The organism is Kitasatospora aureofaciens (assembly GCF_019192735.1).
Classification (GTDB): Bacteria; Actinomycetota; Actinomycetes; order Streptomycetales; family Streptomycetaceae; genus Kitasatospora; species Kitasatospora aureofaciens_A.
In genome coordinates, this window is sequence record NZ_JAHTKP010000003.1 from 325,419 (window position 1) to 350,376 (window position 24,958).

The following is a 24,958-nucleotide window of genomic DNA, read 5'->3' on the forward strand; positions in this document are numbered from 1 at the left end:
ACGAGACGTCTTTGCCAGGCGCGGCGCGCTGCTGCACAGTCGTCGTCCGAACCGCTCGCATCCGGAGGTACCGCTGATGACCGCCACCGACGAGACCGGCACGGTCGGTCCCTCCGCGCGGCTGCTCCAGCTCTTCGAGGGGCACCGGCTGACCCCGACCCAGCGGCGGATCGCGCACTCGCTGGTCCGGCACGCCACCGAGGCGCCGTTCCTGTCCAGCGTGGAGGTCGCCGAACTCGCGGGCGTGAGCCAGCCGTCCGTCACCCGCTTCGCGGTGGCCCTCGGCTACGACGGCTACCCGGCGCTGCGCAAGCAGCTGCGCGAACTCGGCGCGGGCGAGCCGGGCGCCCCGGAGACGCCGGACGACGCCGTGCGCAACGAGCACCAGCAGGCCGTGCTCGCCGAGATCGAGCACCTGCGCCACCTCGCCGACCTGCTCGCCGACCCCGAGCCGATCATCCGGGCCGCCCGGCTGCTCGCCGCCTCCCGCCCGCTGCCGGTGCTCGGCCTGCGGGCCGCCTCGGCGCAGGCGCGCGGCTTCGCGTACTTCGCCGCCAAGGTGCACCCGGACATCCGGCTGCTCGACGAGGGCGGCAGCATGCTCGCCGACCGGTTGGAGCAGGCCTCCGCGGCCGGCGCCACCGCGCTGCTCTGCTTCGCGCTGCCGCGCTACCCGCGGGAGCTGATGGACGCTCTGGCAGTGGCCCGGGAGTGCGGGTTGACGGTGCTGACGGTCGCCGACAGCGCGTTCGCGCCGGTCGCCAAGCTGTCCGACCTGATGCTGCCCGCGGCGGTCGGCACCGGCCTGGTCTTCGACACCGCGTGTGCGCCGATGATGCTCGGCCGGGTGCTGCTGCAGAGCATGTGCGACGAACTCCCGGGCGCCGAAGCGAAGTTGGAGGCGATCGAGCACTCGGCGGCGGCGCGCGGCCTCTTCTTGGAATAAGCACAGCTGGAATAAGCACAGCTGGAATAGACGCGGCTTGGAGCAGTGACGGGAGTACACGTCACAAACCCGGGCATCCCCTACTGCAGGGGGTGCCGCCCATGCGCGTGATCCACGAGATGAAGTTCGTCGCCCGCCTTGCCTCGGGTGTCGACGAATGGTCCTGCCCCACCTGCGGACGCCGCGTCACCCTGCGGCGTCTGCCCGATCCCGAACTGACCGTCCTCGACCCGGGCGACGAGTCCGCCGTCCACGTCGGCGTCATCGAACCGGACGCCCGCGCCGCCGCCGCGGCCGCCGAGAAGTACGGCCTCGGCCCGATTCAGGAGATCCCCCGCCCCCCGTCCCCGCCCGCCCCCGACGCCGACGACCGCCGCTGGCTGGCCGAGATCGGCATCGACTGGGACGGCGACGCCGCGGCGTGAGGGGTGGGTTCAGCGCTTCGGTGTGTAGAGCGGCAGGTCGGCGGTGCTCAGCTCGGCGGGCAGCGGCGCGGGCAGGGGGACTGGCTCGCCGTACTTGCCGTGCAGTACGCCCTGGTACTCGCCGTCGCGGGGGTGGGTGCGGAGCGTCCAGACGCCCTTGCGGGGGTCGACCGCAAGGAGGACCGGCACGCCTGCGACCGCGTACCAGCTGGTCTTGGTCGCGATGTGGCTGACCCGCTCGGAGGTGGAGATGACCTCCACGGCCAGCTCGACATCGTGCGGGTCTGCCAGCCAGTCATCGTCGTCCTCCCAGTCGGACGGCAGGACGACCAGGTCGGGTGTCGCGTAGTCCTCCGCGTTGTCGGGCATGGTGATCGACGAGACCTCGTAGGCGCCGAGGCCGGCCGGGAGATTGCCGTCGAGCCGGCGGGACAGGCGCTTGACAGTCCCCGCGTGCTTGCCGCGAGGAGTCGGGGACATCACCAGGGTTCCTCCGATGATCTGGACGCGGAGGCCGGTGCTCCGCTCGATCTCCTCCGCCACATCCCGGAGTTTGCCGGGCCGCACGGTGATCGCAGTCATCGTGTCCTCCGCTCTCGTCGCTGGGCCGAGTGGCTGGTGTTCGCCGGGTTCAGGCTAGCGCGCCGGTGCGGTCGGCGGCGTGGCTGATCGGATTGGTTCGGGGTCTGGTCGGGAGCTGATTGATTGGATATATTCAGCCGAACCAAGCCTGAATGAATCCATCCGCAGGGAGGCCGGGACATGGTGCAGCAGACGAGCGGGCCGCGCGAGGTGCGTGCGGCGCGCGGGACGGGGCTCACGACGCAGGGGTGGCAGCAGGAGGCTGCCCTGCGGATGCTCATGAACAACCTCGACCCGGAGGTCGCCGAGCACCCGTCGAAGCTGGTGGTCTACGGCGGCACCGGCAAGGCCGCGCGCGACTGGCGCTCCTTCGACGCCATGGTGAAGACCCTCCAGGGCCTGAAGCAGGACGAGACCATGCTGGTCCAGTCCGGCCGCCCGGTCGGCGTCATGCAGACGCACGAGTGGGCGCCGCGGGTCCTGATCGCCAACTCCAACCTGGTCGGCGACTGGGCCAACTGGGAGGAGTTCCGCCGGCTGGAGAGCCTCGGGCTCACCATGTACGGCCAGATGACCGCCGGCTCGTGGATCTACATCGGTACCCAGGGCATCCTCCAGGGCACCTACGAGACCTTCGCCGCCGTCGCCAACAAGCGCTTCGACGGGTCGCTGGAGGGCACCATCACCCTCACCGCCGGCCTCGGCGGGATGGGCGGCGCCCAGCCGCTCGCCGTCACGATGAACGGCGGCGTGGCGATCTGTATCGACTGCGACCCCTCCCGGATCGCCCGCCGGATCGAGCACCGCTACCTGGACGTCGAGGCCAAGGACCTCGCCCACGCGCTGGAGCTCGCCACCGCGGCCCGGGACAAGAAGCAGCCGCTCTCCATCGGCGTGCTGGGCAACGCCGCCGAGCTGGTCCCGCAGCTGCTCGCGATGGACGCGCCGATCGACATCGTCACCGACCAGACCAGCGCCCACGACCCGCTCGCCTACCTGCCGGTCGGCGTCTCCTTCGACGACATGGCCACCTACGCGGCCGAGAAGCCCGCCGAGTTCACCCAGCGGGCCCGCGAGTCGATGGCCCGGCACGTCGAGGCGATGGTCGGCTTCCAGGACCGCGGCGCCGAGGTCTTCGACTACGGCAACTCCATCCGCGGCGAGGCCCAGCTGGCCGGCTACGACCGGGCGTTCGCCTTCCCCGGCTTCGTCCCCGCGTACATCCGCCCGCTGTTCTGCGAGGGCAAGGGCCCGTTCCGCTGGGCGGCCCTGTCCGGCGACCCGCAGGACATCCACAAGACCGACAAGGCCGTCCTCGACCTGTTCCCGGAGAACGAGTCGCTGGCCCGCTGGATCAAGATGGCCCAGGAGAAGGTGCACTTCCAGGGCCTGCCCGCGCGCATCTGCTGGCTCGGCTACGGCGAGCGCGACAAGGCCGGCGAGCGGTTCAACGACATGGTCGCCTCCGGCGAGCTGTCCGCGCCGATCGTGATCGGCCGCGACCACCTGGACTGCGGCTCGGTCGCCTCCCCGTACCGGGAGACCGAGGCGATGCTGGACGGCTCCGACGCGATCGCCGACTGGCCGCTGCTCAACGCCATGGTCAACGTCGCCTCCGGCGCGTCCTGGGTCTCCATCCACCACGGCGGTGGCGTCGGCATCGGCCGCTCGATCCACGCCGGCCAGGTCACCGTCGCCGACGGCACCGCGCTGGCCGGGGAGAAGATCCGCCGGGTGCTCACCAACGACCCGGGCATGGGCGTCATCCGGCACGTGGACGCCGGCTACGACCGGGCCACCGAGGTCGCCGCCGAGCGCGCGGTTCGCGTCCCGATGGGTGAGCTGTGAGTTTTCACGAGATGTGGGCGGAGCTGCTCCCCGTGGGCCGCTCCGCCTCCTCCGGCGGCTACCGCCGCTTCGCCTGGAACTCCGCCGACGCCGAGTGCCGGGCCTGGTTCGAGCAGCAGGCCCGCCACCGCGGCCTGACCTACGAGCTGGACCGCAACGGCAACCAGTGGGCCTGGCTGGGCGACCCGGCCGGGGACGGCGCCGTCGTCACCGGCTCGCACCTGGACTCCGTCCCGGACGGCGGCGCCTTCGACGGCCCGCTCGGCGTGGTCTCCTCCTTCGCCGCCCTGGACGAACTCCGCGAGCGGGGGGCCGAGTTCACCCGCCCCCTGGCGATCGTCAACTTCGGCGACGAGGAGGGCGCCCGGTTCGGCGTGGCCTGCATCGGCTCCCGGCTCACCGCCGGGGTGCTCGGCCGCGAGGCCGCGTACGAGCTGCGCGACGCCGACGGCGTCCGGCTGCCCGACGCGATGGAGCGGGCCGGCTACGACCCGACCGCGATCGGCGCCGACGGCGACCGGCTGGCCCGGATCGGCGCCTTCGTCGAACTCCACGTCGAGCAGGGCCGCCACCTCGCCGAGGACCAGCCGGTCGGCGTGGCGAGCGCGATCTGGCCGCACGGCCGCTGGCGGTTCGACTTCCACGGCGAGGCCAACCACGCCGGCACCACCCGGATCGAGGACCGCCGCGACCCGATGCTCACCTACGCCAACACCGTGCTCGCCGCCCGGAAGAAGGCCAGGCAGGCGGGCGCGCTGGCCACCTTCGGCAAGGTCGCGGTCGAGCCCAACGGCACCAACGCGATCGCCTCCCTGGTCCGCGGCTGGCTCGACTCCCGGGCCGCCGACGAGCGCACCCTCACCGAGCTGGTCGCCGAGATCGAGCAGGCCGCCGCCGAGCGCGGCGAGCGCGACGGCGTCCGGGTCGAGCTCACCCGCGAGTCCTACACCCCCGTGGTGGACTTCGACGGCCCGCTGCGCGACCGCCTCGCCAAGCTGCTGAACGCCCCGGTGCTGCCCACCGGCGCGGGACACGACGCCGGGATCCTGGCGTCCGCGATCCCGACCGCCATGCTGTTCGTACGAAACCCGAGCGGCGTCTCGCACTCCCCGGCCGAACACGCCGAGGAGGCCGACTGCCTCGCCGGGGTCGCCGCCCTGGCCGACGTACTGGAGGACCTGGCGTGTCAGTAGGCCGTGCCGCAGGCGCGCAAACGACAACGTACTGGGCGCAGTACGCCTGGCTGCCGCACACCAGCGGGCCGGTGGTCGAGCAGGACGTGCTCATCACCACCGGCCCCGGCGGCACGATCGTCCGGGTCGCGCCGGACAGCGGCCCCTGCCCCGCCGGCGCCGTCCGCCTCGACGGGCTGCTGCTGCCCGGCCAGGCGAACGCCCACTCGCACGCCTTCCACCGGGCGCTGCGCGGCCACGTCCAGGTCGGCTCCGGCACCTTCTGGACCTGGCGCGACACCATGTACCGGTTCGCCGGCGCCCTCGACCCGGACGGCTACCTGGAGCTCGCCACCGCCGTCTACGCCGAGATGGCGCTCGCCGGGATCACCGCCGTCGGCGAGTTCCACTACCTGCACCACGCGCCCGGCGGCGCCCGCTACGACGACCCCAACGCGATGGGCGAGGCGCTGATCGAGGCCGCCGCCCGGGCCGGCATCCGGATCACCCTGCTCGACACCTGCTACCTGTCCTCCGGCTTCGGCGTCGAACCGACCCGGCCGCAGCTGCGGTTCAGCGACGGCGACGCCGACGCCTGGGCGGAGCGGGCCGACGCGCTCAAGCCGCGCGAACACGCCCGGATCGGCGCCGCCATCCACTCGGTGCGTGCCGTTCCCGCCGAGCAGCTCGGCACCGTCGCGCACTGGGCCGCCATGCGCAAGGCCCCGCTGCACGTCCACCTGTCCGAGCAGACCGCCGAGAACGACGCCTGCCTCACCGCCCACGGCGTCACCCCGACCCGGCTGCTCGCCGACCACGGCGCGCTCGGGCCACGCACCTCGGCCGTCCACGCCACCCACCTCACCGACGAGGACGTCAAGCTCCTCACCGACTCCTCCACCACCATCTGCATGTGCCCCACCACCGAGCGGGACCTCGCGGACGGCATCGGCCCGGCCCACCGGCTCGCCTCGGCCGGCTGCCCGGTCACCCTCGGCAGCGACAGCCACGCCGTCATCGACCCGTTCGAGGAGGCGCGCGCCCTGGAGCTGGACGAGCGGCTGCGCACCCGCACCCGCGGGCACTGGACGGCGAACGCGCTGCTGCGGGCCGGCACCGAGGACGGGCACGCCTCGCTCGGCTGGCCCGAGGCCGGACGGATCGAGGCCGGGGCGCTCGCCGACTTCACCGTGATCGGCCTCGACTCGGTGCGCACCGCCGGGCCGCCGCCCCGACTGGGCGCCGAGATCGCGGTCTTCGCGGCCTCGGCGGCGGACGTCCGGCACGTCGTGGTCGGCGGCCGGCACGTCGTCCAGGACGGTGTGCACCGGCTCGTCCCGGACGTGCCGGGCGCGCTGCGGGACTCGATCGCTGCGCTGAGCTGCTGATCCGTTTCGTCAACTCCTTCGTCAACTCCGTTCGGAAGGCGGCGTCTTGAGCACCCCGACCACCCCGACCACCCTGATCACCGGCATCGGCAGCCTGGTCAGCAACGACCCCGGGCACGGCACCGGGCCGCTCGGCCTGCTGACCGACGCGGCCGTGGTGCTGGAGGGCGCCACCGTGGCCTGGGTCGGTCCGGCCGCCGAGGCGCCCGCCGCCGACGAGCGGTTCGACGCCGAGGGCCGGGCGCTGCTGCCCGGCTTCGTCGACTCGCACGCCCACCTGGTGTTCGCGGGCGACCGCACCGCCGAGTTCAACGCCCGGATGTCCGGCCAGTCGTACACCGCGGGCGGGATCCGGACCACGGTGGCCGCCACCCGGGCCGCGAGCGACGCCGAACTCGACGCCAACCTGGCCCGGTTCGTCCGGGAGGCGCTGCGGCAGGGCACCACGACGATCGAGTGCAAGTCCGGCTACGGGCTGACCGTCGCCGACGAGGCCCGCGCCCTGCGGATCGCCGCCAAGTACACCCCGGAGACCACCTACCTGGGCGCGCACGTCGTCGCGCCCGAGTACGCCGAGGACCCGGCCGGGTACGTCGACCTCGTCACCGGGGAGATGCTGGACGCCTGCGCGCCGCACGCCCGTTGGGTGGACGTGTTCTGCGAGAAGGGCGCCTTCGACGGGGACCAGGCGCGGGCCGTCCTGAACGCCGGCATCGAGCGCGGGCTCACGCCCCGGGTGCACGCCAACCAGCTCTCGTACGGGCCCGGCGTGCAGCTCGCCGTCGAGCTGGGCGCGGCCTCGGCGGACCACTGCACCCACCTGACGGACGAGGACGTGGCAGCGCTGGCCGGTTCGGCGACGGTCGCGACGCTGCTGCCCGGGGCGGAGTTCTCCACCCGCGCCGCGTACCCGGACGCGCGGCGGCTGCTCGACGCCGGGGTGGTGGTGGCGCTGTCCACGGACTGCAACCCGGGCTCCAGCTTCACCAGTTCGATGGCGTTCTGCATCGCGGTCGCGGTGCGGGAGATGGGGATGACGCCCGACGAGGCGGTCTGGGCGGCGACGGCGGGCGGTGCGCACGCCCTGCGGCGCAGCGACGTCGGGACGATCGCGGTGGGCTCGCGCGCGGACCTGCTGCTACTTGACGCGCCCTCGCACGTGCACCTGGCCTACCGCCCGGGCGTGCCGCTGACGGCGGCGGTCTGGCGGGCGGGCGTCCGGGAGGTCTGAGGGCCACGGACGGCGGGGAGCCCCCGCGCCCCCGGGGTGGCGGGCGCGGGGGCTTTTCGTTCAGGCGTTGGTGATCAGGTGGTCGAACTCGCCGGACTTCGCACTCTGGAGGAAGTCGGAGAACTTGAGGCGGGTGGTCCGGACGATGACATCACCTTCGTCGGACTCGCGAAGTTCGATAACCCCGTCGACGGTCCGCACCTCAAGGCAGTCGGAGTTTGCGCCTGAGTGACTAGACTTCTTCCAGTGAGAGTTAGGCATACTTGCTTTCCATGTCCTTCTTGATGGATCGAATGAACTCTCGGGAGTCATCTTCCGAGATGGCCGCCGATTCGAGCCGGGCGAGCATAGATCGGAACCTGGCGAGGTGGGCTGGTGCATCGAAGAGCACGTTGCCGACGCTGGAGTCCGTCTGCACTGTGTCCAGTTCCGGGATCGGTCCTTCGACATAGGTGAAGTTCTCGTAGTTGAGCGGAAGCGCATCGACGTCGAAGAGTACGACTCGGATCGAGATGGTAGGCCGCTCGGAGTCTTCGATGAGGCTACGAAGCTGTTCGGCTTGAATCGCGGGCCCACTGAACTGCATGCGTAGAGCCGCTTCATGGATGTAGGCGGAATATGGCGTTGCGCCGGAGCGAACGACATCTTGTCGTCGCATTCGGAAGGCCGTTCTCTGGTCGACCTCGTGGTGTGGGAGCGGTGTCAGGGAGCGATCAAAGACAGCACCGGTATATGCGTTGGTCTGGAGAAGTCCAGGGATGAAGGCCATCGTGTAAGTCGAGAGCCTGCGTGCATGGCCTTCCACCTCGGCGACCTCAAGGAAGTCGTCTGAGAGGGTCCCGCGATACTCCTCCCACCAAGCGCCCTTGCCCCGGTCCGTGATGATCTCCGTCAGCGCCTCGATCAGAGGCTCGTTGGCGCACATGCACAACGCGGCGATCGTGCGCAGGCGTTCGACGCTGATGCCGGTCTTGCCACTCTCCATCTGCGTCACGTGGGCGGGATTGATGCCCAGTGCACGGGCAAGTTGACTGCCGCCAAGCCCCGCCTGCTCCCGCATCCTACGCAGCTCGGCACCCAGCCGCAGTTGACGGAGAGTTGGGTTCGGTCGAAGCGCCATGAGGTCCTCTCTGCTGGTCGTGGGACCAGTCTGCCCCAGAGGCGCTGCCACGTTGGAGGGAACTTCTCGCAGTCCGCCACAAATCTGTGGCGGACCGCGCTATCGTCGTTCTCAGCTCGATCCGACGGATCGTCAGTAACGCCTGCAATCAAGGGCAGTAGGCGCCTGCTGCCCGCGCACCGAAGAGCACCCAGCCCCACCTGGCCTGGCTCACGGCGACGACCGTCATCACCTCTCCCACACCACAGCCTCACGGAGGTTCCCGTGTGCATCCGTAACACCCCCTCGATCGCCCTCTCCCGGCAGGCCCTGCGGGACGCCCTGACCCGCAGCGGCTGGGACACCGAGACCATCTTCAACGCCGAACTCGCCCTGATGGAGCTCATCGTCAACGCCTGGCGGCACGGCGACACCGCCTCGCCCGTCGTCTGGTTCTCCATCCTCGGCCACACCCTCCGGGTCACCGTCTCCGACGAGAGCGACGCCCTTCCCCAACCGCGAACGCCCTCCGACCTCGCCGAGACCGGCCGAGGCCTCCAGCTCGTCGAGGGCCTCACCCACCGCTGGGGCGTCGACCCCCAGAAGCGCGGCAAGACCACCTGGTACGAGCTGGACTCCGTCGCGTGACCCGCGACCCCATCGCGCCGGACGACCTCCGGATGCGCGACTACACCAGACCCCAGATCACCGCCCTCCTGGGCGAGTTGCACCGACGGGGCATCCCGCACGGACTCCTCTGGGGCTCCGCCGCCACCCCCGAAACCACCCTCGACGGCCGCATCCTGGTCGACTTCGGCAACGCGCCCGTGAGTACTCTGCTCAACCTCCTCCACCTGCTCCGCGACCTGGACCGGAACGAGGCGTGGACCCCGTGAAGTTCTTCGTCGGCGCCATCCTCGTCGCCCTCCTCGCCCTCGCGATCGCCACCGTGGCCCTCGGCGTCGTCGCGACCCTCAAGATGCCCCGCCCCGAGGAGCACGACGAACAGCACTGAACGCGCGAAGGCCCTCGCCCACCCAGGGCGAGGGCCTCGCGGGCGCCCGCGCGCTGGCGACTGGCTGCCCGGGATGCTTATCGCGTTCGCACTGATGCCCTCGACTGGAGGAGGACGGAACCGGTGAAGTACCCCGTACGTGAGGGCTTGGCTGGGGCGAAGCGCTCTGCCGTGCATCTGGAGATGCGAGACAGCTACACGCCGGATGATCCGGAGTTCGCCCGCTGGCGTGCCGGTCATCGGTACGACAATGATCCGGCCAAACTTCCTGATTGGTGGGGATCTTGGGCTGATCTGGTAGCCGAGACAACCAGGCGTGGCGTGGTCATGCGGCGGGCCCGGGTCATCTCGGAGCCGGTGACGGACTACATCCGGTATGAGCACGACCTCACGTTTGCCAACGTCGCGGCGGGTGAGCTGGTCCGCTGGTTGCCCCGGCGGAGGGCTGCCGACATCGCGCTGCCGGGAACGGATCTGTGGATGTTCGACGGGTCGGCCGTGCTGTTCACGTACTTCTCCGGAATCGGGGAGGTCGTGGACAGGGAGTGGCGGACGGATCAAGCCGCCGTGGCCCTGGTCAGCTCTGCCTTTGAGGTTGTCTGGGCACGGGCAACTCCGCACGAGCAGTACTCCGTCTGACCGCCGGCCGCGTCGGACAGCCAGAACATGCCAGCCCTTCCCGCCAGCGTCCGGATGCCGATCGCACGCGTCAGCGAACCCAGCCGTGGATTGGCGTTGTGTCAGCCGAGATACGGGATTGCTCTGCGCTCCAGGAAGTGCTGGAGCCGGAGGCGCTGAGTGTGGTGCATCGCAGAGCGGCCCGCTCCCTGCGCGCAGGGAGCGGGCCGCTTCGGTGTGCCGGTCAGCCGAAGGGCAGGACCTGGGTGCTGCCACCGGCCAGGATGTGCTGGTACTCGCTCCCACCGTTGAGTGAGCGGTAGTTGATCACCGGATCGCCGGCTCGTACGAGGGTGGTCGCACATCCGAGGCACCAGGGCTGTGGCGGCTGCACGTCGAGATCCTCGATCACCGCAGGAGCGGAGCACTGCGTGCAGTCCGCCATCGCGTCCTCCCCGGGGTCAGGCCCAGGTGGAGCCGCACGTGGTGCAGCCCCATCGGCCGTCCATGGTCTGGTAGGTGGCGCCCGATCCGCAGACCGGGCAGGTGCGGGCGCTCGGCTCGTCGACCCGCTCCAGAAGGGTACTGGGCGTCGAGGTGGTGGTGGGCTCGATCTCGGTGACGGGCTTGTTGAGCAGGATGGTACTCATGGCGTCTCCCCTCGGGATGGAGTGGCAGAGGTGCGCCGGCCGGGCATCACCCAGGGAACTCGGCTGCGGTCCAGATGTGGATGCCGTCGGGGGGCTCCCGCACGCCGTGTGCGTGCCCCGCACACCCTGTGCACGCCCTGCCTGGGGATGTCGTCCTGTCGATACGGTTGCCACTCCACGCAGTCGAAGGGCGACACCGTGTCACGTCAACGTCAGCTTGGGGTGGTCATCAGGGCCGCTCGGTGTGCACGGCGGATGACTCAGGCCCAGCTGGGCCGCGCGTGTGGCTACTCGGCGTCGGCGATCAGCCGGGTTGAGGCGGGCGTGCTCCGGCCAACCGAGCAGGCGCTGCTGCGGATTGCCCAGGCGTTAGACCTGCCGCTTGACGCCATTGGCCTGGGCCGACCGGCTACGCTGGCGCAGGATGTGACCCCGGATCAGGAGGACGCCATGCTCCGCAGGCAGCTGCTCGTGGCTGGCATGGCGGCAGCTGGGGCGTCAATGCTTTCATCCGCCTCCGCTGCTGCCGCGCGCCCGGATGCATCAGCCCGGATCGTTGGGGCCCTGTACGAGCCCGAACCCTCTGAACCCACGTCGTTGCAGCAGCTCAAGGCATCGCTGATCTCGGCGCGCGCGCAGTTCACGGCGGCCCGCTACCGACACCTCGGCGACTTCCTGCCCGGCTTGTTGGGCTCGGCGCAGGCGACCCGCGAGGCCCTGTCCGGCCGGTCCCGCGAGGAGGCCCATGGGTGTGTGGCCCGTGCCTGGGTGCTGGCGACGGAGCTCGCGTTGAAGGCTCACTCCGACGTCGCGTGGCCGGCAGCGGACCGGGCTCTGGCTGCGGCCCAGGCCAGCGGCGACCCGGTGGCGCACGGGGAGGCAGCTCGGGTTCTGGCGATCACGATGCGACGTTCAGGACGCCCGGCCGCCGCCGTCGATCTCCTGCGTCGCACCGCTGACTCGCTCTCCCAGGACCGAAACGACGTGTCCTGGGCTGTGGCGGCGACCCTGCTGATGACGTCCGCCTACACGGCTGCGTGCGGGCAGCGCCGAGGCGATGCCCTCGACCTCATGTCGGGCGCGGCGGACGCGGTCGGCCGGGTGACCAGCGCCAGGTTCCGGCCGAGCACCCCGCTGTTTACCGTCGACGCCACCAGCGCGCAGGTGGACCTGTACTGGATTGGCGTACACACGGCGCTGGGCACCCCCGACGAGGGGGTGCCGTACGCGGCGCGGATCGCGCCGGGACAGCTGCCGACCGCCGAGCGCCGGGCCCGGTACGGCACAGACTGCGCGCGCATGTGGCACCACCTCGGCGACCACCGCAAGACGTTCGCGTCGCTGCGGTTCACCGAGCAGGTCGCCCCGGAGGAGGTGCGTCGGCCGGCTCTGCGGGCGCTCACAGCGGACCTGCTGTACGCGCCGGTCACCGTGGCCGGCGTGCGGGAGCTTGCCGCGCGCACAGGCGTCTCATAGGGGCGGCAGACCCCTGCGAGGAAGACGATGCTGGCGAATGAATGACCAACAGCGTCCGGTCGACGACCCCGGGCGGGCCTTCGGTCAGGAGAGGCCCAACGACCTCCGCAGGAAGGCGAGTTCGTGCAGCAGCAGGTTCTCCGCCACCGTCTCGTCGGTGGGGGAGTGGCTGGTGTTGCTCAGCGGGAGGACCTCGTGGGGGCGGCCGGCGGCCAGCAGGGCGCTGGAGAGCCGCAGGGCGTGGACGGGGAGGACGTTGTCGTCGGCGAGGCCGTGGACCAGGAGGAGCGGGCGGCGCAGGTTGGGGGCGTCGGCGATCAGCGAGCAGGTGTCGTAGCGCTCGGGGTGCTCGTCGGGGTGGCCGAGGAAGCGCTCCTGCCAGTGGGTGTCGTAGAGCCGCTGGTCGGTGGGGGCGGCCCCGGCGGCCGCGGCGTGGAAGACGTCCGGGCGCCGCAGGACGGCGAGGGCGGCGAGGTAGCCGCCGTAGGACCAGCCGCGGATGCCGACCCGGCCGAGGTCGAGGAGTCCGGGCCGCAGCCGGGCCGTCTCGTGCAGGCCCTCGACCTGGTCCTCCAGGGCCGGGGTGGCCTTGTCGCCGTGGATCGTCTTGTCCCAGCGCGGCCCGCGTCCGGGGGTGCCGCGGCCGTCCACGACCAGCACCGCGAAGCCCTGGTCGGCGAACCACTGCGAGACCAGGTCCCCCCACCGGCCGCCGGTGGTGACCTTCTGCATCGCCGGCCCGCCGTACGGGTCGACGAGGACGGGCAGCGGGCCGTCCTCGGGGCGGTGGCCGGTGGGGAGGAACAGCGCGGCGCGCAGCTCGCGCGGGCCCAGGCGGAGCAGTTCGGGCCGGGCGGCGAGGACCGGTTGTTCCGCGTACGAGGTGAGCCGGAGCGCCGGCCGCCCGTCCCGGCGGACGGTGGTCCGGCCGCCCGGGAAGCCCTCGGAGCGCGTGGTGAGGACCAGCGTGCCGCTGTGCCGGGTGCCGGTGTGGACGCCGGTGCCGTCGCTCAACTTCCTTACACCGTCGACCGGTTCGTAGACCCAGAGGTGGGTCTCGGTGGGGTCGTCGAGGGCGGTGAACAGCACCTGCTCGCCCTCCGTCCCGAGCACCTCCCACAGCTGCAGCCCGGCCGGGGTGACGGGCTTGCCGTCCACCGTCAGGTGCCGGGTGTCGCCGTGGTCGGCGGAGTCGACGAGCGCGCCGGAGGCGGTGCGCAGCGGCAGGCCGGGGACCAGCTCGACCCAGTGCTCGTCGCGCTTCTCGGCCAGCACCCGGACGCTGCCGTCGGGCTCGATCGCCAGGGTCCGGACGGTGCGCTGGTCGCGGGTCTGGACGGCGGCGTACGGGCCGTGGCCGTCCCAGCCGGCGGCGGTCACGTACTCGAAGGCGGCGCGGTCCCAGCGGACCTCGGTACGGCCGCCGTCGAGGCCGAGCAGCCAGAGCGAGACGTCGGCGTTGGCGGTGCCGGCGAGCGGGTAGCGGATGACGCGCGGAGGCCGCTGGGGGTTGGCCGGGTCGGCCAGGTACAGACGGCGGACCGGGCGGTTGTCGACGCGGGCGACGAGCAGCGCGGTGCCGTCGGGGGACCACCAGTGGGCGCGGGTGCGGGACATCGACTCGGCGGCGACGTGGTCGGCGACGCCGTAGGTGACGTCCTCGGCCTCGGGTTCGGCGAGCGCCCGGTCGCCGCTGCCGTCGGCCTCGGCCACCCGCAGGGCGCCGCCGCCGACGTAGGCGATCCGGCGGCCGGCGGGGTCGAGGCGCGGGTCGTACACCTCGGTGGCGGTGGGGACGGCGCGGACCGTGCCGTCGGTGGTGTCGGCGAGCCAGAGCGCGCCACCGAGGGCGAAGGCGGCGAGCCGGCCGGTGGCGTCGGTGCTGTACGCGGTGATGCCGGTGGCGGCGACCCGGGCCCGTTCGCGGCGGATCCGTTCGGCCTCGGGCAGTTCGCCGTCGGGGTCGGCGAGGGTGGCCGGGTCGACGATCAGCCGTTCCTCGCCGGTGTCGGTGTCGAGCGCCCAGAGGCAGGTGAGCGGGTCGGCGCCGCCGTGGCTGCGCAGGAACAGCACGGTGGTGCCGTCCGCGGTGACGGCCGGGTGGGTGGGGGTGCCCAGGGCGAAGCGCCGGGTGCGGGCGAGCTGGCGGGGCAGGGTGTCGGTCGGCATGTCGGCACCATAGGCACAGCCGGCGCGGTGGAGTCGAGCGGTTAACGCGCAACCGACATACGGCCGGAAACGCGGCCGGGGCCGCCATGGATCTCAGGAATCCATGGCGACCCCGGCCGGGTCGATCAGTCAATCAGTGGAGCGTCAGTGCACGTCGCCCATGAGCGCGACGACCTTCTTGCGGTACATCGCCAGAGCCACACCGGCGATCACCGCCATCACACCCTGGACCGCGAAGTACCAGGTGCTGCCGACCACGTTGTCGCCCAGCACGAGCTGGAAGATGGCGGCGACGCAGTCGCCCGCGGTGACGGCGAGGAACCAGACGCCCATCATCTGGCTGGCGTACTTGGTGGGTGCCAGCTTGGTGGTGACGGACAGGCCGACGGGGGAGAGCGTGAGCTCACCGACGGTCTGGACCAGGTAGACCATGGCCAGCCACAGCGGGGTGACCTTGGTGTCGCCGGAGGCGCTGGCCATCGCCAGCATCATGACGATGAAGGAGGCGCCGATCATCAGCAGACCGAAGGCGAACTTCATGGTGGTGCTGGGGTTCTTCGACCGGCGGGCCAGGGCGACCCAGAACCAGGCGAAGACCGGGGCCAGCGCCATGATGTACAGCGGGTTGAGCGACTGGAACCAGCTGGACGGGAAGTTGAACCCGAACAGCGTGGACGCGGTGTGCTCGTCGGCGAAGACGTTCAGCGTCGAGCCGGACTGGTCGTAGATCATCCAGAACACGGCGGCGGCGACGAAGAACCAGATGTAGCCGCTCATCTTGGACTGCTCGGTGGCGTCGAGGTCCTTGTCGCGCTTCACCTTGGCGAAGACGAGGACCGGGATCGCGAGGCCCGCGATGGACAGCGGCCAGATCGCCCAGTTGATGGTGAAGCTGCCGGTGGCACCGACGATCGCGTAGAAGACCGCGGCGATGGCGAGCCAGATGCCGGCCTTGGCGAAGATCTTCCGCTTCTCGGCCTGGCCGATCGGCGAGGTGACGATGTCGCTCTTCGGGCTCAGGTGGCGGGTGCCCAGCAGGAACTGGGCCAGGCCCAGCGCCATGCCGATACCGGCCAGGGCGAAGCCCAGGTGCCAGTCGACCTTCTGGCCGACGGTGCCGATGACCAGCGGGGCCGCGAAGGCGCCGAGGTTGATGCCCATGTAGAAGACGGTGAAGCCACCGTCGCGACGCGGGTCGTTGGGGCCGTCGTAGAGGTGGCCGACCATCGTGGAGATGTTGGCCTTCAGCAGACCCGAGCCGATCGCGATGAACGCGAGGCCGGTGAAGAACGAGCCGCTGAACGGGACGGCCAGCAGGAAGTGGCCGATCATGATGATCGTGCCGCCGACCGCGACGGTCTTGCGAGCGCCGAGGAATCGGTCCGCGATCCAGCCGCCCGGGAGGGCCAGCAGGTAGACCATCGCCGTGTACACGCTGTACACGGCCGCGGCGACGGCCGTCTTCATACCGAGGCCGCCGTCCGCGATGGAGGCGGTCATGTAGAGCACCAGCAGGGCACGCATGCCGTAGTAGCTGAAGCGCTCCCACATCTCGCTCATGAAGAGAGTGGCGAGCCCTCGCGGGTGGCCGAGGAAGGTCTTGCCACTGGGAGAGGCCGACTTGACGTCGGCGTCCAGGGTCGTAGACGCCATGAGTAGGGGTTCCTTGCCTGACAGCGTCCGCCTAGGGGGGTGGCGGCGGACGTGGACGGAACCACTCTACGTGGCCATATTTGGCGTTATCAGATGACAAAACGCACGAATCAGGTATGGGAATGGTAAAGCCCACCATGGATCCGCCCGCTTGATCCATGGTAGACGGGGATGTCTTCCTTCGGTTACAAGATCCAAAAGCAGAATCTTCGCCGAACGGGCGGTCGGCCACGCTCTGTTGGGCACCCAAATGCCCTTGTATAACGATCACGCTCTGTGAACTAGCTCACAGGGCGATCGGGCATAGCGCGGCGGACTACCATCACCACATGACCTGTGTGCTGCTCGCCGAGGACGATCCGGCGATCTCCGAACCGCTGGCCCGAGCCCTGCGCCGCGAGGGCTATGAGGTGCTCGTCCGCGAGGACGGCCCCACCGCACTGGCCGCCGGCCTGACCGAGGAGGTCGACCTCGTCGTCCTCGACCTCGGCCTGCCCGAGATGGACGGCCTGGAGGTCTGCCGCCGCCTGCGCGCGGACGGCAAGAGCTGCCCCGTCCTGGTGCTCACCGCCCGCGCGGACGAGGTGGACACCGTCGTCGGTCTCGACGCCGGCGCCGACGACTACGTCACCAAGCCCTTCCGGCTGGCCGAACTGCTCGCCCGCGTCCGGGCCCTGCTCCGGCGCGGCAACGTCGACCAGCTCACCACTGGTGCGCACGGCGTGAAGATCGACATCGAGTCCCACCGCGCCTGGCTCGGCGAGGAGGAGCTCACCCTCTCCGCCAAGGAGTTCGAGCTGCTGCGCGTGCTCGTCCGGGACGCCGGCCGGGTGGTCACCCGCGAGGAGATCATGCGGCAGGTCTGGGACACCACGTGGTGGACCTCGACCAAGACCCTGGACATGCACATCTCCTGGCTGCGCAAGAAGCTCGGCGACGACGCGGCCAACCCCCGCTACATCGCCACCGTGCGCGGAGTGGGGTTCAGGTTCGAGAAGAATTAGTCCCCGTACGGAGATCGTGGCCGGGGAACGGCCGATGAAGCGGAACACCACGGGGAGCGGCAGCGTGAAACGCCGGATGATCAACTCGCTGCTGGGCGTCGTCCTGGTGGTGGTCGTGGTGTTCTGCGTGCCGCTCGCCCTGGTCGAGAAGCGCACCATCGTCAACTCGGCCCAGGACCGGACGGACGCCACCGCCGTCCGGGTGCTGGCGCTCGTGGAGAACCGGCTCGCGAACCAGGAGCCGGTCAACAACGGACGGTCCTTCGACAACCAGGTCGCCGAGGGCAGCTACGTCGAGGTGCAGATCCCCGGCCAGGCGGTGGTCTCGGCCGGCGTTCGCCCGGCCGGGGACCACCTGCTGAAGGCCGTCGAGCACGGCAACAACGGCGAGACCGTCACCGTCGAGCAGTCCCGCGAGGACGTCGACCACGAGGTCGCCAACATGCTGCTGCTCCTCGGCGTGGTCGCGCTGCTCGCCGTCCAGGCCGCCGTCGCACTCGCCGTCTGGCAGGCCAAGCGGCTCGCCCGGCCGCTCACCGACCTCGCCGAGACCGCCGAACGGCTCGGCTCCGGCGACCCGCGCCCGCGCGACCGCCGCTACGGCGTGCCCGAACTCGACCGGGTCGCCGAGGTGCTGGACGTCAGCGCCGAGCGGATCGCCCGGATGCTCACCGCCGAACGCCGGCTCGCCGCCGACGCCTCGCACCAGCTGCGCACCCCGCTCACCGCGCTCTCCATGCGGCTGGAGGAGATCACCGCCCTCGCCGAGGAGCCGGAGACCGTCAAGGAGGAGGCGACCATCGCCCTCCAGCAGGTCGAGCGGCTCACCGACGTCGTCCAGCGGCTGCTCACCACCCAGCGCGACCCGCGCAGCCCCACCGCGGTCGCCTTCGACCTCGACGAGGTCATCAAGCAGCAGGTGGAGGAGTGGGGCCCGTCCCTGCGCGAGACCGGCCGGGTGCTCTCCCTGGAGGGCCTGCACGGGGTCATCGCGGTCGGCACCCCGGGCACGGTCGCCCAGGTGCTCGCCACACTGATCGAGAACTCGCTGATGCACGGCGCCGGGACGATCACCCTGCGGGTGCGGCCCTCCGGCACCTCGGTCGTCGTCGAGGTGCAGGACCAGGGCAGCGGGGTGCCGCCGGAGCTGGGCAACCGGGTCTTCGAGCGCGCGGTCAGCGGCCGCAACTCGACCGGGATCGGGCTGGCCGTCGCCCGTGACCTCGCGGAGGCGGACGGCGGCCGGCTCGAACTGCTCTCGCTGAAGCCGCCGGTGTTCGCGCTCTTCCTCGGCCGCAGCCACGACGACTAGGGCCACGGCGAGGACTGGAGCCACGGCGAGGTCGGCCTTCTGCGTGGCGTGCCAGGTCCACCGGGTGGCGACCTCGTCGCCGGGCGTTCGTCCGGATCATCGTCGGCATCCCGGCGTTCAAGGACCGGTGCGGCGGCTACGTCGGCGCCTTCGACTTCACCTTCGCGATCGAGAGTCAGATCGCCGAGGCACCAAGCACGTCGTCGAGATCGTCGAGTTCGCCTCCTGTCGAGGAGGCGATGCAGAACTCCAGCCTGCCCGAGACGGACCGGATCTTCCGCGAGATGGTGGCGCTCTGCGACGCCCCGCCCGGTCGTGCTCGCCCTCGGTAGCCACTGTCCTCTCGGGGAGGCGGGCCCGGCAAGAGGGGGGCGGGGCACGGGAAATGCGTCGGGCCCGCGAGAGCGAACTCGCGGGCCCGACGGCAGTGGCTGGTGGGGCGGGTGGCCTACTCGGCCTTGGCGTACCGGATTTCTTCGGCGGCCAGCATCAGCTCGGCCTGGGCGGCCAGTTCGACGCCCGTGCCCGCGGCCGGTTCCTTCTCCGTTTCGGGCAGGGCCGTGAACACCCAGGTCCGGTACGAGACGAAGCGGAACACCGTGGCCACCGCGAGGCCGGCCACCTTGGCGCCGAGCTGCTCGAAGTGCGAGTCGAGCCCGAGCACGTACACCGAGAAGCCGAGCACCCCGGTCTCGATCAGCATGCCGATGCCGCTGAACACCAGGAACAGCGTGATCTCCCGCTTGCGGGAGGCGGCGTCGCGGTCCCGGTACAGCCAGTAGCGGTAGCCGAGGTAGTTGGTGGCGATGGCGATCAGCGTCGCGGCGATGTTCGAGCGCAGCGAGGCCAGGTGCAGGCCGTTGATGCAGACCCAGAACACGACGAAGTTGACCACCACGCCGCTCAGGCCGACGATGCCGAACTTCACGACTTCACCCGAGAGCCCGCGCAGTTTCTGCGTCAGCGAGGGCCTCGAAGCTGCGGATGTCGCCATACCGGGCTGCCTCCATGTGCCTGCGGTCGAAAGGGCGGTGCGCCAGGACGTTGCCCGCCCCTTGTGCCCTGCGTGCACGCACATGATCGGACTGCGTAAACCAGGACCTGGCCGACCAGGCTACCCGCTTCCGCCGAACGGCTCAGCCCCCAGGGCCTCGGGTCGACCGCGCCGCCCGGCCGCCCCAGCGGTTCCACCGGCCCCGACCGGCCCGGATATCCTGGCGGGGTGACTTCCCCGGGCAATGTGAATTTTCCAGTGGTGGGCATGATCGGCGGCGGGCAGCTGGCCCGCATGGCACACCAGGCGGGTATCCCGCTCGGGGTCAGGTTCAAGCTCCTCGCCGACACGCCTCAGGACTCCGCGGCGCAGGTGGTCTCCGAGGTGGTGCTCGGTGACTACCGCGACCTCGACACACTTCGCCGCTTCGCGGCCGGCTGCGACGTGATCACCTTCGACCACGAGCACGTCCCGACCGACCACCTGCGGGCCCTGGAGGCCGCCGGCATCGCCGTCCGGCCCGGCCCGGACGCGCTGGTCAACGCCCATGACAAGGGTGTGATGCGGGCCAGGCTCGACTCCATCGGCGTGCCCTGCCCCCGGCACCGGATCGTCGCCGACCCGGCCGACGTCACCGCCTTCGCCGAGGAGGGCTCCGGCTACCCCGTCGTGCTGAAGACCGTCCGCGGCGGCTACGACGGCAAGGGCGTCTGGGTCGTGGACGACGAGCAGGAGGCCCAGGCGCCGTTCCTGGCGGGCGTCCCGGTGCTGGCCGAGGAGAAGGTCGACTTCGTCCGCGAGCTGGCGGCCAACGTGGTCCGCTCGCCCAGCGGCCAGGCCGTCGCCTACCCGGTCGTGGAGAGCGTCCAGGAGAACGGCGTCTGCGTCGAGGTCATCGCCCCCGCGCCGGACCTCGACCCCGCCCTCTCCGACGAGGCCCAGCAGCTGGCCCTGCGGATCGCCGGCGAGCTCGGCATCACCGGCCACCTCGCCGTCGAGCTGTTCCAGACCCGGGACGGCCGGATCCTCGTCAACGAGCTGGCCATGCGCCCGCACAACTCCGGGCACTGGACCCAGGACGGCGCGGTCACCTCGCAGTTCGAGAACCACCTGCGGGCCGTGCTGGACCTCCCGCTCGGCGACCCCCGGCCGCGCGCCAAGTGGACCGTGATGGTCAACGTCCTCGGCGGCGACTACCCGGACATGTACCACGCCTTCCTGCACTGCATGGCCCGCGACCCGGGCCTGCGCATCCACATGTACGGGAAGGACGTGAAGCCCGGCCGCAAGGTCGGCCACGTCAACGTCTTCGGGGACGACCTCGACGACGTCCGCGAGCGCGCCCGCCACGCGGCCGCCTACCTGCGAGGAACGATCACCGAATGAGCAACCCCACGGCTCCCGTCGTCGGCATCGTCATGGGCTCGGACTCCGACTGGCCCGTCATGGAGGCCGCCGCGCAGGCCCTCGACGAGTTCGAGATCCCCTACGAGGTCGATGTCGTCTCGGCCCACCGGATGCCGCGCGAGATGGTCGCGTACGGCGAGAGCGCCCACCAGCGCGGGCTGAAGGCGATCATCGCGGGCGCCGGCGGCGCCGCCCACCTGCCGGGCATGCTCGCCTCCGTCACCCCGCTGCCGGTCATCGGCGTCCCGGTGCCGCTGCGCTACCTGGACGGCATGGACAGCCTGCTGTCGATCGTCCAGATGCCGGCCGGCGTGCCGGTCGCGACCGTCTCGGTGGCCGGCGCGCGCAACGCGGGCCTGCTCGCGGTGCGCATGCTGGCCGCGTTCGACCCCGAACTCACCGAGCGAATGACCGACTTCCAGACGGAGCTGAACAACCAGGCCACCGAGAAGGGCAAGAAGCTCCGCGCCAAGGTCGCCGGTTCGACCTCCTTCGGCTTCGGCAAGTAAGGAAAGTAACCGGTCGGCGGGGTTGGGGTAGAACAGTTCGCATGACCTCTGAGCTGGACTCCCTCACCCCGCTGGACCGCGCCCGGGCCCTCCTGCGCAGCGCCCCCGTGGTGGACGGCCACAACGACCTGCCGTGGGCGATGCGCGAGCAGGTCGGCTACGACCTCGGCACGCTCGACCTCGCCGCCGACCAGAGCGACCGCCTGCACACCGACCTCGCCCGCCTCGCGGAGGGCGGGGTCGGCGCGCAGTTCTGGTCCGTCTACGTGCCCACCCGGCTGGCCGGCGACCACGCGGTCAGCGCCACCCTGGAGCAGATCGACTTCGTCCACGCCCTCGTCGAGCGCTACCCCGACCGGCTCCGGCTCGCCCGCACCGCGGACGACATGGAGGCCGCCCGCGCCGAGGGCCGGATCGCCTCCCTGATGGGCGCCGAGGGCGGCCACTCCATCGACTGCTCGCTCGCCACCCTGCGCGCTCTGTACGAGCTCGGCGTCCGCTACCTGACGCTCACCCACAACGACAACGTGCCGTGGGCCGACTCCGCGACCGACAAGCCGGTGGCCGGCGGGCTCACCCGGTTCGGCGAGGAGGTCGTCCGGGAGATGAACCGGCTCGGCATGCTGGTCGACCTCTCGCACGTCTCCGCCGACACCATGCGCGACGCCCTGCGGGTCACCGAGGCGCCGGTCGTCTTCTCGCACTCCTCCGCCCGCTCGGTGTGCGACCACCCGCGCAACATCCCGGACGACGTGCTCGCCCAGCTGCCCGCCAACGGCGGCGTGGCGATGGCCACCTTCGTGCCCAAGTTCATCCTGCCCGCCGCCATCGAGTGGACCGCCCGGGCCGACGAGAACATGCGCGCCCACGGCCTCCACCCGCTGGACACCACCCCCGCCGGGATGGCGCGCCAGCACGCCTTCGAGGCGGAGCACCCGCGCCCGATCGCCACCCCGGCCACCGTCGCCGACCACCTCGACCACATGCGCGAGGTCGCCGGGATCGACCACATCGGCATCGGCGGCGACTTCGACGGCACCGCGTTCCTTCCCGACGGCCTCGGCTCGGTGGCCGGCTACCCCAACCTGATCGCCGAACTCCTGCGCCGCCACTGGTCCGAGGCCGACCTGGCCAAGCTCACCTGGCACAACGCCGTCCGCGTCCTGCGCGACGCCGAGTCCGTCGCCGCCTCGCTGCGGACGAGCCGTCGGCCGTCCATCGCGACCATCGCCCAGCTGGACGGCGCGGCGGCCTGACCCTCAGCCCAGCCGAGGGATCTCGATGGCGGGGCACCGGTCCATGACCATCGAGACCCCGGCGGCCCGGGTGCGTTCGTACGCGGCCTCGTCGACGACGCCGAGCTGGAACCAGACCGCCTTCGCCCCGGCGGCCACCGCCTGGTCGGCCACCTCGCCCGCCAGCGAGCTGTTCACGAACACGTCGACGACGTCGATGGGGAACGGAATTTCGGCGAGCGAGGCGTAGCCGGGCTCGCCGAGGACCGTCTCGGCCTTCGGGTGCACGGGGACGATCCGCTTGCCGTAGCGCTGGAGGACCCGCGCCACGCCGTACGCGGCACGGGTGGTGTTGGTCGAGAGGCCGACCACCGCCCAGGTGTCGCCCGTGCCGGTGAGGATCTCGCGGACCGTCGCGTCGTCGCCGTAGCTCGTCATGCCGGTCCCAACGACGCCCGGGGGCGCGGGATTCCCCCGGCTACTGGCTGGGGCGGCCCAGGGCGCGGTAGGTCCAGCCGGCGGCCCGCCAGGCGTCCGCGTCGAGGACGTTGCGGCCGTCGAGCAGGCGGCGCTCGGCGACCACCGCGCCCAGCTCGGCCGGGTCGAGCGTGCGGAACTCCTGCCACTCGGTGAGGTGGAGCACCACGTGGGCGCCCTCGGCGGCCTCCAGGGCGGAGTCGGCGTAGGTAAGGCCGGGGAACATCTTGCGGGCGTTGTCCATCGCCTTCGGGTCGTAGACGGTGACCTGGGCGCCCTGGAGCTGGATCTGGGCGGCGACGTTGAGCGCGGGGGAGTCCCGGATGTCGTCCGAGTTGGGCTTGAAGGCGGCGCCGAGCACGGCGACCCGGCGGCCCAGGAAGCCGCCGCCGCACTGCTCGCGGGCCAGCTCGACCATCCGGGAGCGGCGCCGCATGTTGATCGAGTCGACCTCGCGCAGGAAGGTCAGCGCCTGGTCGGCGCCGAGTTCGCCGGCCCGGGCCATGAACGCCCGGATGTCCTTGGGCAGGCAGCCGCCGCCGAAGCCGAGGCCGGAGTTGAGGAACTTGCCGCCGATCCGCTCGTCGTGGGCGAGCGCGGTGGAGAGCTGGGTGACGTCGGCGCCGGCCGCCTCGCACACCTCGGCCATCGCGTTGATGAAGGAGATCTTGGTGGCCAGGAAGGAGTTGGCGGCGGTCTTCACCAGCTCGGCGGTCGCGTAGTCGGTGACCAGGAACGGCACCCCGGCCGCGATCGGCTCCGCGTACACCTCGCGCAGCAGCGCCTCGGCGCGCTCGCTGTGCGCGCCGACCACGATCCGGTCCGGCCGCAGGGTGTCCTGGACGGCGAAGCCCTCGCGCAGGAACTCCGGGTTCCAGGCGAGTTCGGCCGCCGCGCCGACCGGCGCCAGCGCGGCCAGCCGCTCGGCCAGCCGGGCCGCCGAGCCCACCGGCACGGTGGACTTGCCGACCACCAGCGCCGGGCGGGTCAGGTACGGCGCGAGCCCGTCGATCGCGGCATCAACGTACGACATGTCGGCGGCGAACTCGCCCTTGCGCTGTGGGGTGTTGACGCAGACGAAGTGCACGTCGCCGAACTCCGCGGCCTCCTGGACGGAGGTGGTGAAGCGCAGCCGCCCGGTGGAACCCTCGTGCCCGGCCACGTGCTTGAGCAGCAGCTCGGACAGCCCCGGCTCGTACATCGGGACCCGGCCGGCGGTGAGCGTGGCGATCTTCTCGGGGTCGATGTCCAGACCCAGCACCTCGAAGCCGAACTCGGCCATGGCGGCCGCATGGGTGGCGCCGAGGTAGCCGGTGCCGATCACGGAGATGCGGAGGGTCACGGGTTCCCCTTTGTGCGGGCTCGACCAAGTACTGGGTGCCCTGATGCTATCCGCCCCGTCGACTCCCGGCCGAGGCCGCCCGGACGCCCGGAAAAGCTAGGCAGCCGCAGGTCGGAGCCCTAGGATCTCTACTTAACGGTAACTAACCCGGACCCATCCGATTCACTCCGATCACTCTGATCGCACCGATCACTCCGATCGCTCTGGTCACACCGATCGCACCGATCACTCCGAGCACAGGACGAGGCAGGCATCATGGCGGGCAGCGCAGGCGCGGCTGACTTCGATCTCTTCCGTATCTCCGAGGAGCACGAGATGCTCCGTGAGGCGGTGCGTGGGCTGGCCGAGGCGAAGATCGCTCCGTTCGCGGCGGAGGTGGACGAGCAGGGGCGGTTCCCGCAGGAGG

The 24,958-nt window shown here is 71.2% G+C and carries 27 protein-coding genes and 1 pseudogene; 18 read left to right on the forward strand and 10 right to left on the reverse strand.

Annotation, left to right across the window (positions count from 1 at the left end; translation table 11 throughout):
• The first annotated feature begins 76 nt into the window (after positions 1 to 76).
• The gene (locus tag KV557_RS05520) at positions 77 to 946 is read left to right on the forward strand and encodes a MurR/RpiR family transcriptional regulator (protein ID WP_218198565.1); all 870 of its coding nucleotides are present in this window, start codon (positions 77 to 79) and stop codon (positions 944 to 946) included.
• A gap of 101 nt (positions 947 to 1,047) precedes the next feature.
• Positions 1,048 to 1,371, forward strand: coding sequence for a hypothetical protein (locus tag KV557_RS05525; protein WP_218198566.1), 324 nt, complete (start codon positions 1,048 to 1,050; stop codon positions 1,369 to 1,371).
• Positions 1,372 to 1,380: 9 nt separating this feature from the next.
• Here the strand turns inward: KV557_RS05525 and KV557_RS05530 are convergent, their stop codons facing one another.
• Positions 1,381 to 1,953 (reverse strand): Uma2 family endonuclease, encoded by a 573-nt coding sequence (locus KV557_RS05530; RefSeq protein WP_218198567.1) that lies wholly within the window; start codon positions 1,951 to 1,953, stop codon positions 1,381 to 1,383.
• Between the two features lie 180 nt (positions 1,954 to 2,133).
• Between KV557_RS05530 and hutU the strand changes: the two genes are divergently transcribed.
• Genes hutU through hutI form a run of 4 tightly spaced genes read left to right on the forward strand, consistent with a single transcriptional unit; the run spans position 2,134 to position 7,592 of the window.
• Positions 2,134 to 3,801 carry a urocanate hydratase gene (hutU, locus tag KV557_RS05535; protein WP_218198568.1) on the forward strand — a complete coding sequence of 556 codons (1,668 nt, stop codon included), beginning with the start codon at positions 2,134 to 2,136 and terminating at the stop codon, positions 3,799 to 3,801.
• Positions 3,802 to 3,812: 11 nt separating this feature from the next.
• On the forward strand, positions 3,813 to 4,994 hold the full coding sequence (locus KV557_RS05540; protein WP_218198614.1) for an allantoate amidohydrolase: 1,182 nt from the start codon (positions 3,813 to 3,815) through the stop codon (positions 4,992 to 4,994).
• Positions 4,985 to 6,361 carry a formimidoylglutamate deiminase gene (locus KV557_RS05545; protein ID WP_218198569.1) on the forward strand — a complete coding sequence of 459 codons (1,377 nt, stop codon included), beginning with the start codon at positions 4,985 to 4,987 and terminating at the stop codon, positions 6,359 to 6,361. The genes KV557_RS05540 and KV557_RS05545 overlap by 10 nt, the downstream gene beginning before the upstream one ends.
• Before the next feature lie 46 nt (positions 6,362 to 6,407).
• On the forward strand, positions 6,408 to 7,592 hold the full coding sequence (gene hutI / locus KV557_RS05550; protein WP_218198570.1) for an imidazolonepropionase: 1,185 nt from the start codon (positions 6,408 to 6,410) through the stop codon (positions 7,590 to 7,592).
• A gap of 60 nt (positions 7,593 to 7,652) precedes the next feature.
• On the opposite strand, the gene KV557_RS05555 is transcribed toward hutI, so the two are convergent.
• Together KV557_RS05555 and KV557_RS05560 are read right to left on the reverse strand one after the other, a co-directional pair.
• Positions 7,653 to 7,904, reverse strand: a complete 252-nt coding sequence (locus KV557_RS05555; protein WP_308129773.1) for a DUF397 domain-containing protein — start codon at positions 7,902 to 7,904, stop codon at positions 7,653 to 7,655.
• Positions 7,846 to 8,712: a helix-turn-helix domain-containing protein gene (locus KV557_RS05560; protein WP_218198572.1), complete on the reverse strand. Its 867-nt coding sequence runs from the start codon at positions 8,710 to 8,712 to the stop codon at positions 7,846 to 7,848. Before KV557_RS05560 ends, KV557_RS05555 begins: the two co-directional genes overlap by 59 nt.
• Before the next feature lie 264 nt (positions 8,713 to 8,976).
• Between KV557_RS05560 and KV557_RS44385 the strand changes: the two genes are divergently transcribed.
• The 4 genes from KV557_RS44385 to KV557_RS05575 all read left to right on the forward strand — a co-directional run bounded on the left by KV557_RS44385 (position 8,977) and on the right by KV557_RS05575 (position 10,345).
• Positions 8,977 to 9,339 (forward strand): ATP-binding protein, encoded by a 363-nt coding sequence (locus KV557_RS44385; RefSeq protein ID WP_218198573.1) that lies wholly within the window; start codon positions 8,977 to 8,979, stop codon positions 9,337 to 9,339.
• The gene (locus KV557_RS05570; protein ID WP_218198574.1) at positions 9,336 to 9,587 is read left to right on the forward strand and encodes a hypothetical protein; all 252 of its coding nucleotides are present in this window, start codon (positions 9,336 to 9,338) and stop codon (positions 9,585 to 9,587) included. Before KV557_RS44385 ends, KV557_RS05570 begins: the two co-directional genes overlap by 4 nt.
• Positions 9,584 to 9,706, forward strand: coding sequence for a hypothetical protein (locus KV557_RS42230; protein ID WP_256176944.1), 123 nt, complete (start codon positions 9,584 to 9,586; stop codon positions 9,704 to 9,706). Before KV557_RS05570 ends, KV557_RS42230 begins: the two co-directional genes overlap by 4 nt.
• 123 nt (positions 9,707 to 9,829) lie before the next feature.
• Positions 9,830 to 10,345, forward strand: a complete 516-nt coding sequence (locus KV557_RS05575) for a DUF6879 family protein (protein ID WP_218198575.1) — start codon at positions 9,830 to 9,832, stop codon at positions 10,343 to 10,345.
• 223 nt (positions 10,346 to 10,568) lie between these two features.
• Here KV557_RS05575 and KV557_RS05580 read toward each other — a convergent pair whose 3' ends face one another.
• Positions 10,569 to 10,769: a hypothetical protein gene (locus tag KV557_RS05580; RefSeq protein WP_218198576.1), complete on the reverse strand. Its 201-nt coding sequence runs from the start codon at positions 10,767 to 10,769 to the stop codon at positions 10,569 to 10,571.
• 16 nt (positions 10,770 to 10,785) lie between these two features.
• Entirely contained in the window at positions 10,786 to 10,974 is a 189-nt protein-coding gene (locus KV557_RS05585; RefSeq protein WP_218198577.1) for a hypothetical protein, read from the reverse strand.
• A gap of 147 nt (positions 10,975 to 11,121) precedes the next feature.
• Here KV557_RS05585 and KV557_RS05590 point away from each other — a divergent pair, with 147 nt between their 5' ends.
• Positions 11,122 to 12,450, forward strand: a complete 1,329-nt coding sequence (locus tag KV557_RS05590; protein WP_218198615.1) for a helix-turn-helix domain-containing protein — start codon at positions 11,122 to 11,124, stop codon at positions 12,448 to 12,450.
• Between the two features lie 84 nt (positions 12,451 to 12,534).
• Here KV557_RS05590 and KV557_RS05595 read toward each other — a convergent pair whose 3' ends face one another.
• Positions 12,535 to 14,619 carry a prolyl oligopeptidase family serine peptidase gene (locus KV557_RS05595; RefSeq protein ID WP_218198578.1) on the reverse strand — a complete coding sequence of 695 codons (2,085 nt, stop codon included), beginning with the start codon at positions 14,617 to 14,619 and terminating at the stop codon, positions 12,535 to 12,537.
• A 144-nt stretch (positions 14,620 to 14,763) separates the two neighbouring features.
• Entirely contained in the window at positions 14,764 to 16,272 is a 1,509-nt protein-coding gene (locus KV557_RS05600) for a peptide MFS transporter (protein WP_218198579.1), read from the reverse strand.
• A gap of 329 nt (positions 16,273 to 16,601) precedes the next feature.
• Here KV557_RS05600 and KV557_RS05605 point away from each other — a divergent pair, with 329 nt between their 5' ends.
• The 3 genes and pseudogenes from KV557_RS05605 to KV557_RS05615 all read left to right on the forward strand — a co-directional run.
• Positions 16,602 to 17,276 carry a response regulator transcription factor gene (locus KV557_RS05605; RefSeq protein ID WP_030290974.1) on the forward strand — a complete coding sequence of 225 codons (675 nt, stop codon included), beginning with the start codon at positions 16,602 to 16,604 and terminating at the stop codon, positions 17,274 to 17,276.
• Between the two features lie 64 nt (positions 17,277 to 17,340).
• Positions 17,341 to 18,588 carry an ATP-binding protein gene (locus KV557_RS05610; RefSeq protein WP_218198616.1) on the forward strand — a complete coding sequence of 416 codons (1,248 nt, stop codon included), beginning with the start codon at positions 17,341 to 17,343 and terminating at the stop codon, positions 18,586 to 18,588.
• Between the two features lie 196 nt (positions 18,589 to 18,784).
• Positions 18,785 to 18,899, forward strand: a pseudogene (locus KV557_RS05615) (ester cyclase); the annotation flags it as partial.
• Between the two features lie 137 nt (positions 18,900 to 19,036).
• Here the strand turns inward: KV557_RS05615 and KV557_RS05620 are convergent.
• Positions 19,037 to 19,582 (reverse strand): GtrA family protein, encoded by a 546-nt coding sequence (locus KV557_RS05620; RefSeq protein ID WP_218198580.1) that lies wholly within the window; start codon positions 19,580 to 19,582, stop codon positions 19,037 to 19,039.
• Between the two features lie 246 nt (positions 19,583 to 19,828).
• Here KV557_RS05620 and KV557_RS05625 point away from each other — a divergent pair, with 246 nt between their 5' ends.
• The 3 genes from KV557_RS05625 to KV557_RS05635 are packed head-to-tail and all read left to right on the forward strand — an operon-like array spanning position 19,829 to position 22,754.
• A complete protein-coding gene (locus KV557_RS05625; protein WP_218198581.1) occupies positions 19,829 to 20,968 on the forward strand; it encodes a 5-(carboxyamino)imidazole ribonucleotide synthase in 1,140 nt (379 codons plus the stop codon).
• The gene (gene purE / locus KV557_RS05630) at positions 20,965 to 21,498 is read left to right on the forward strand and encodes a 5-(carboxyamino)imidazole ribonucleotide mutase (RefSeq protein WP_218198582.1); all 534 of its coding nucleotides are present in this window, start codon (positions 20,965 to 20,967) and stop codon (positions 21,496 to 21,498) included. Before KV557_RS05625 ends, purE begins: the two co-directional genes overlap by 4 nt.
• A gap of 41 nt (positions 21,499 to 21,539) precedes the next feature.
• Positions 21,540 to 22,754, forward strand: a complete 1,215-nt coding sequence (locus KV557_RS05635) for a dipeptidase (protein WP_218198583.1) — start codon at positions 21,540 to 21,542, stop codon at positions 22,752 to 22,754.
• A gap of 3 nt (positions 22,755 to 22,757) precedes the next feature.
• Here KV557_RS05635 and KV557_RS05640 read toward each other — a convergent pair whose 3' ends face one another.
• Both KV557_RS05640 and KV557_RS05645 read right to left on the reverse strand, forming a co-directional pair.
• Positions 22,758 to 23,171: a CoA-binding protein gene (locus KV557_RS05640; RefSeq protein WP_218198584.1), complete on the reverse strand. Its 414-nt coding sequence runs from the start codon at positions 23,169 to 23,171 to the stop codon at positions 22,758 to 22,760.
• 40 nt (positions 23,172 to 23,211) lie between these two features.
• Positions 23,212 to 24,552 (reverse strand): UDP-glucose dehydrogenase family protein, encoded by a 1,341-nt coding sequence (locus KV557_RS05645; protein WP_218198585.1) that lies wholly within the window; start codon positions 24,550 to 24,552, stop codon positions 23,212 to 23,214.
• A 255-nt stretch (positions 24,553 to 24,807) separates the two neighbouring features.
• On the opposite strand from KV557_RS05645, the gene KV557_RS05650 reads away from it, so the two are divergent.
• Positions 24,808 to 24,958 (forward strand): acyl-CoA dehydrogenase family protein (locus KV557_RS05650; RefSeq protein WP_218198617.1); only part of this gene is annotated, 151 nt, incomplete at its 3' end.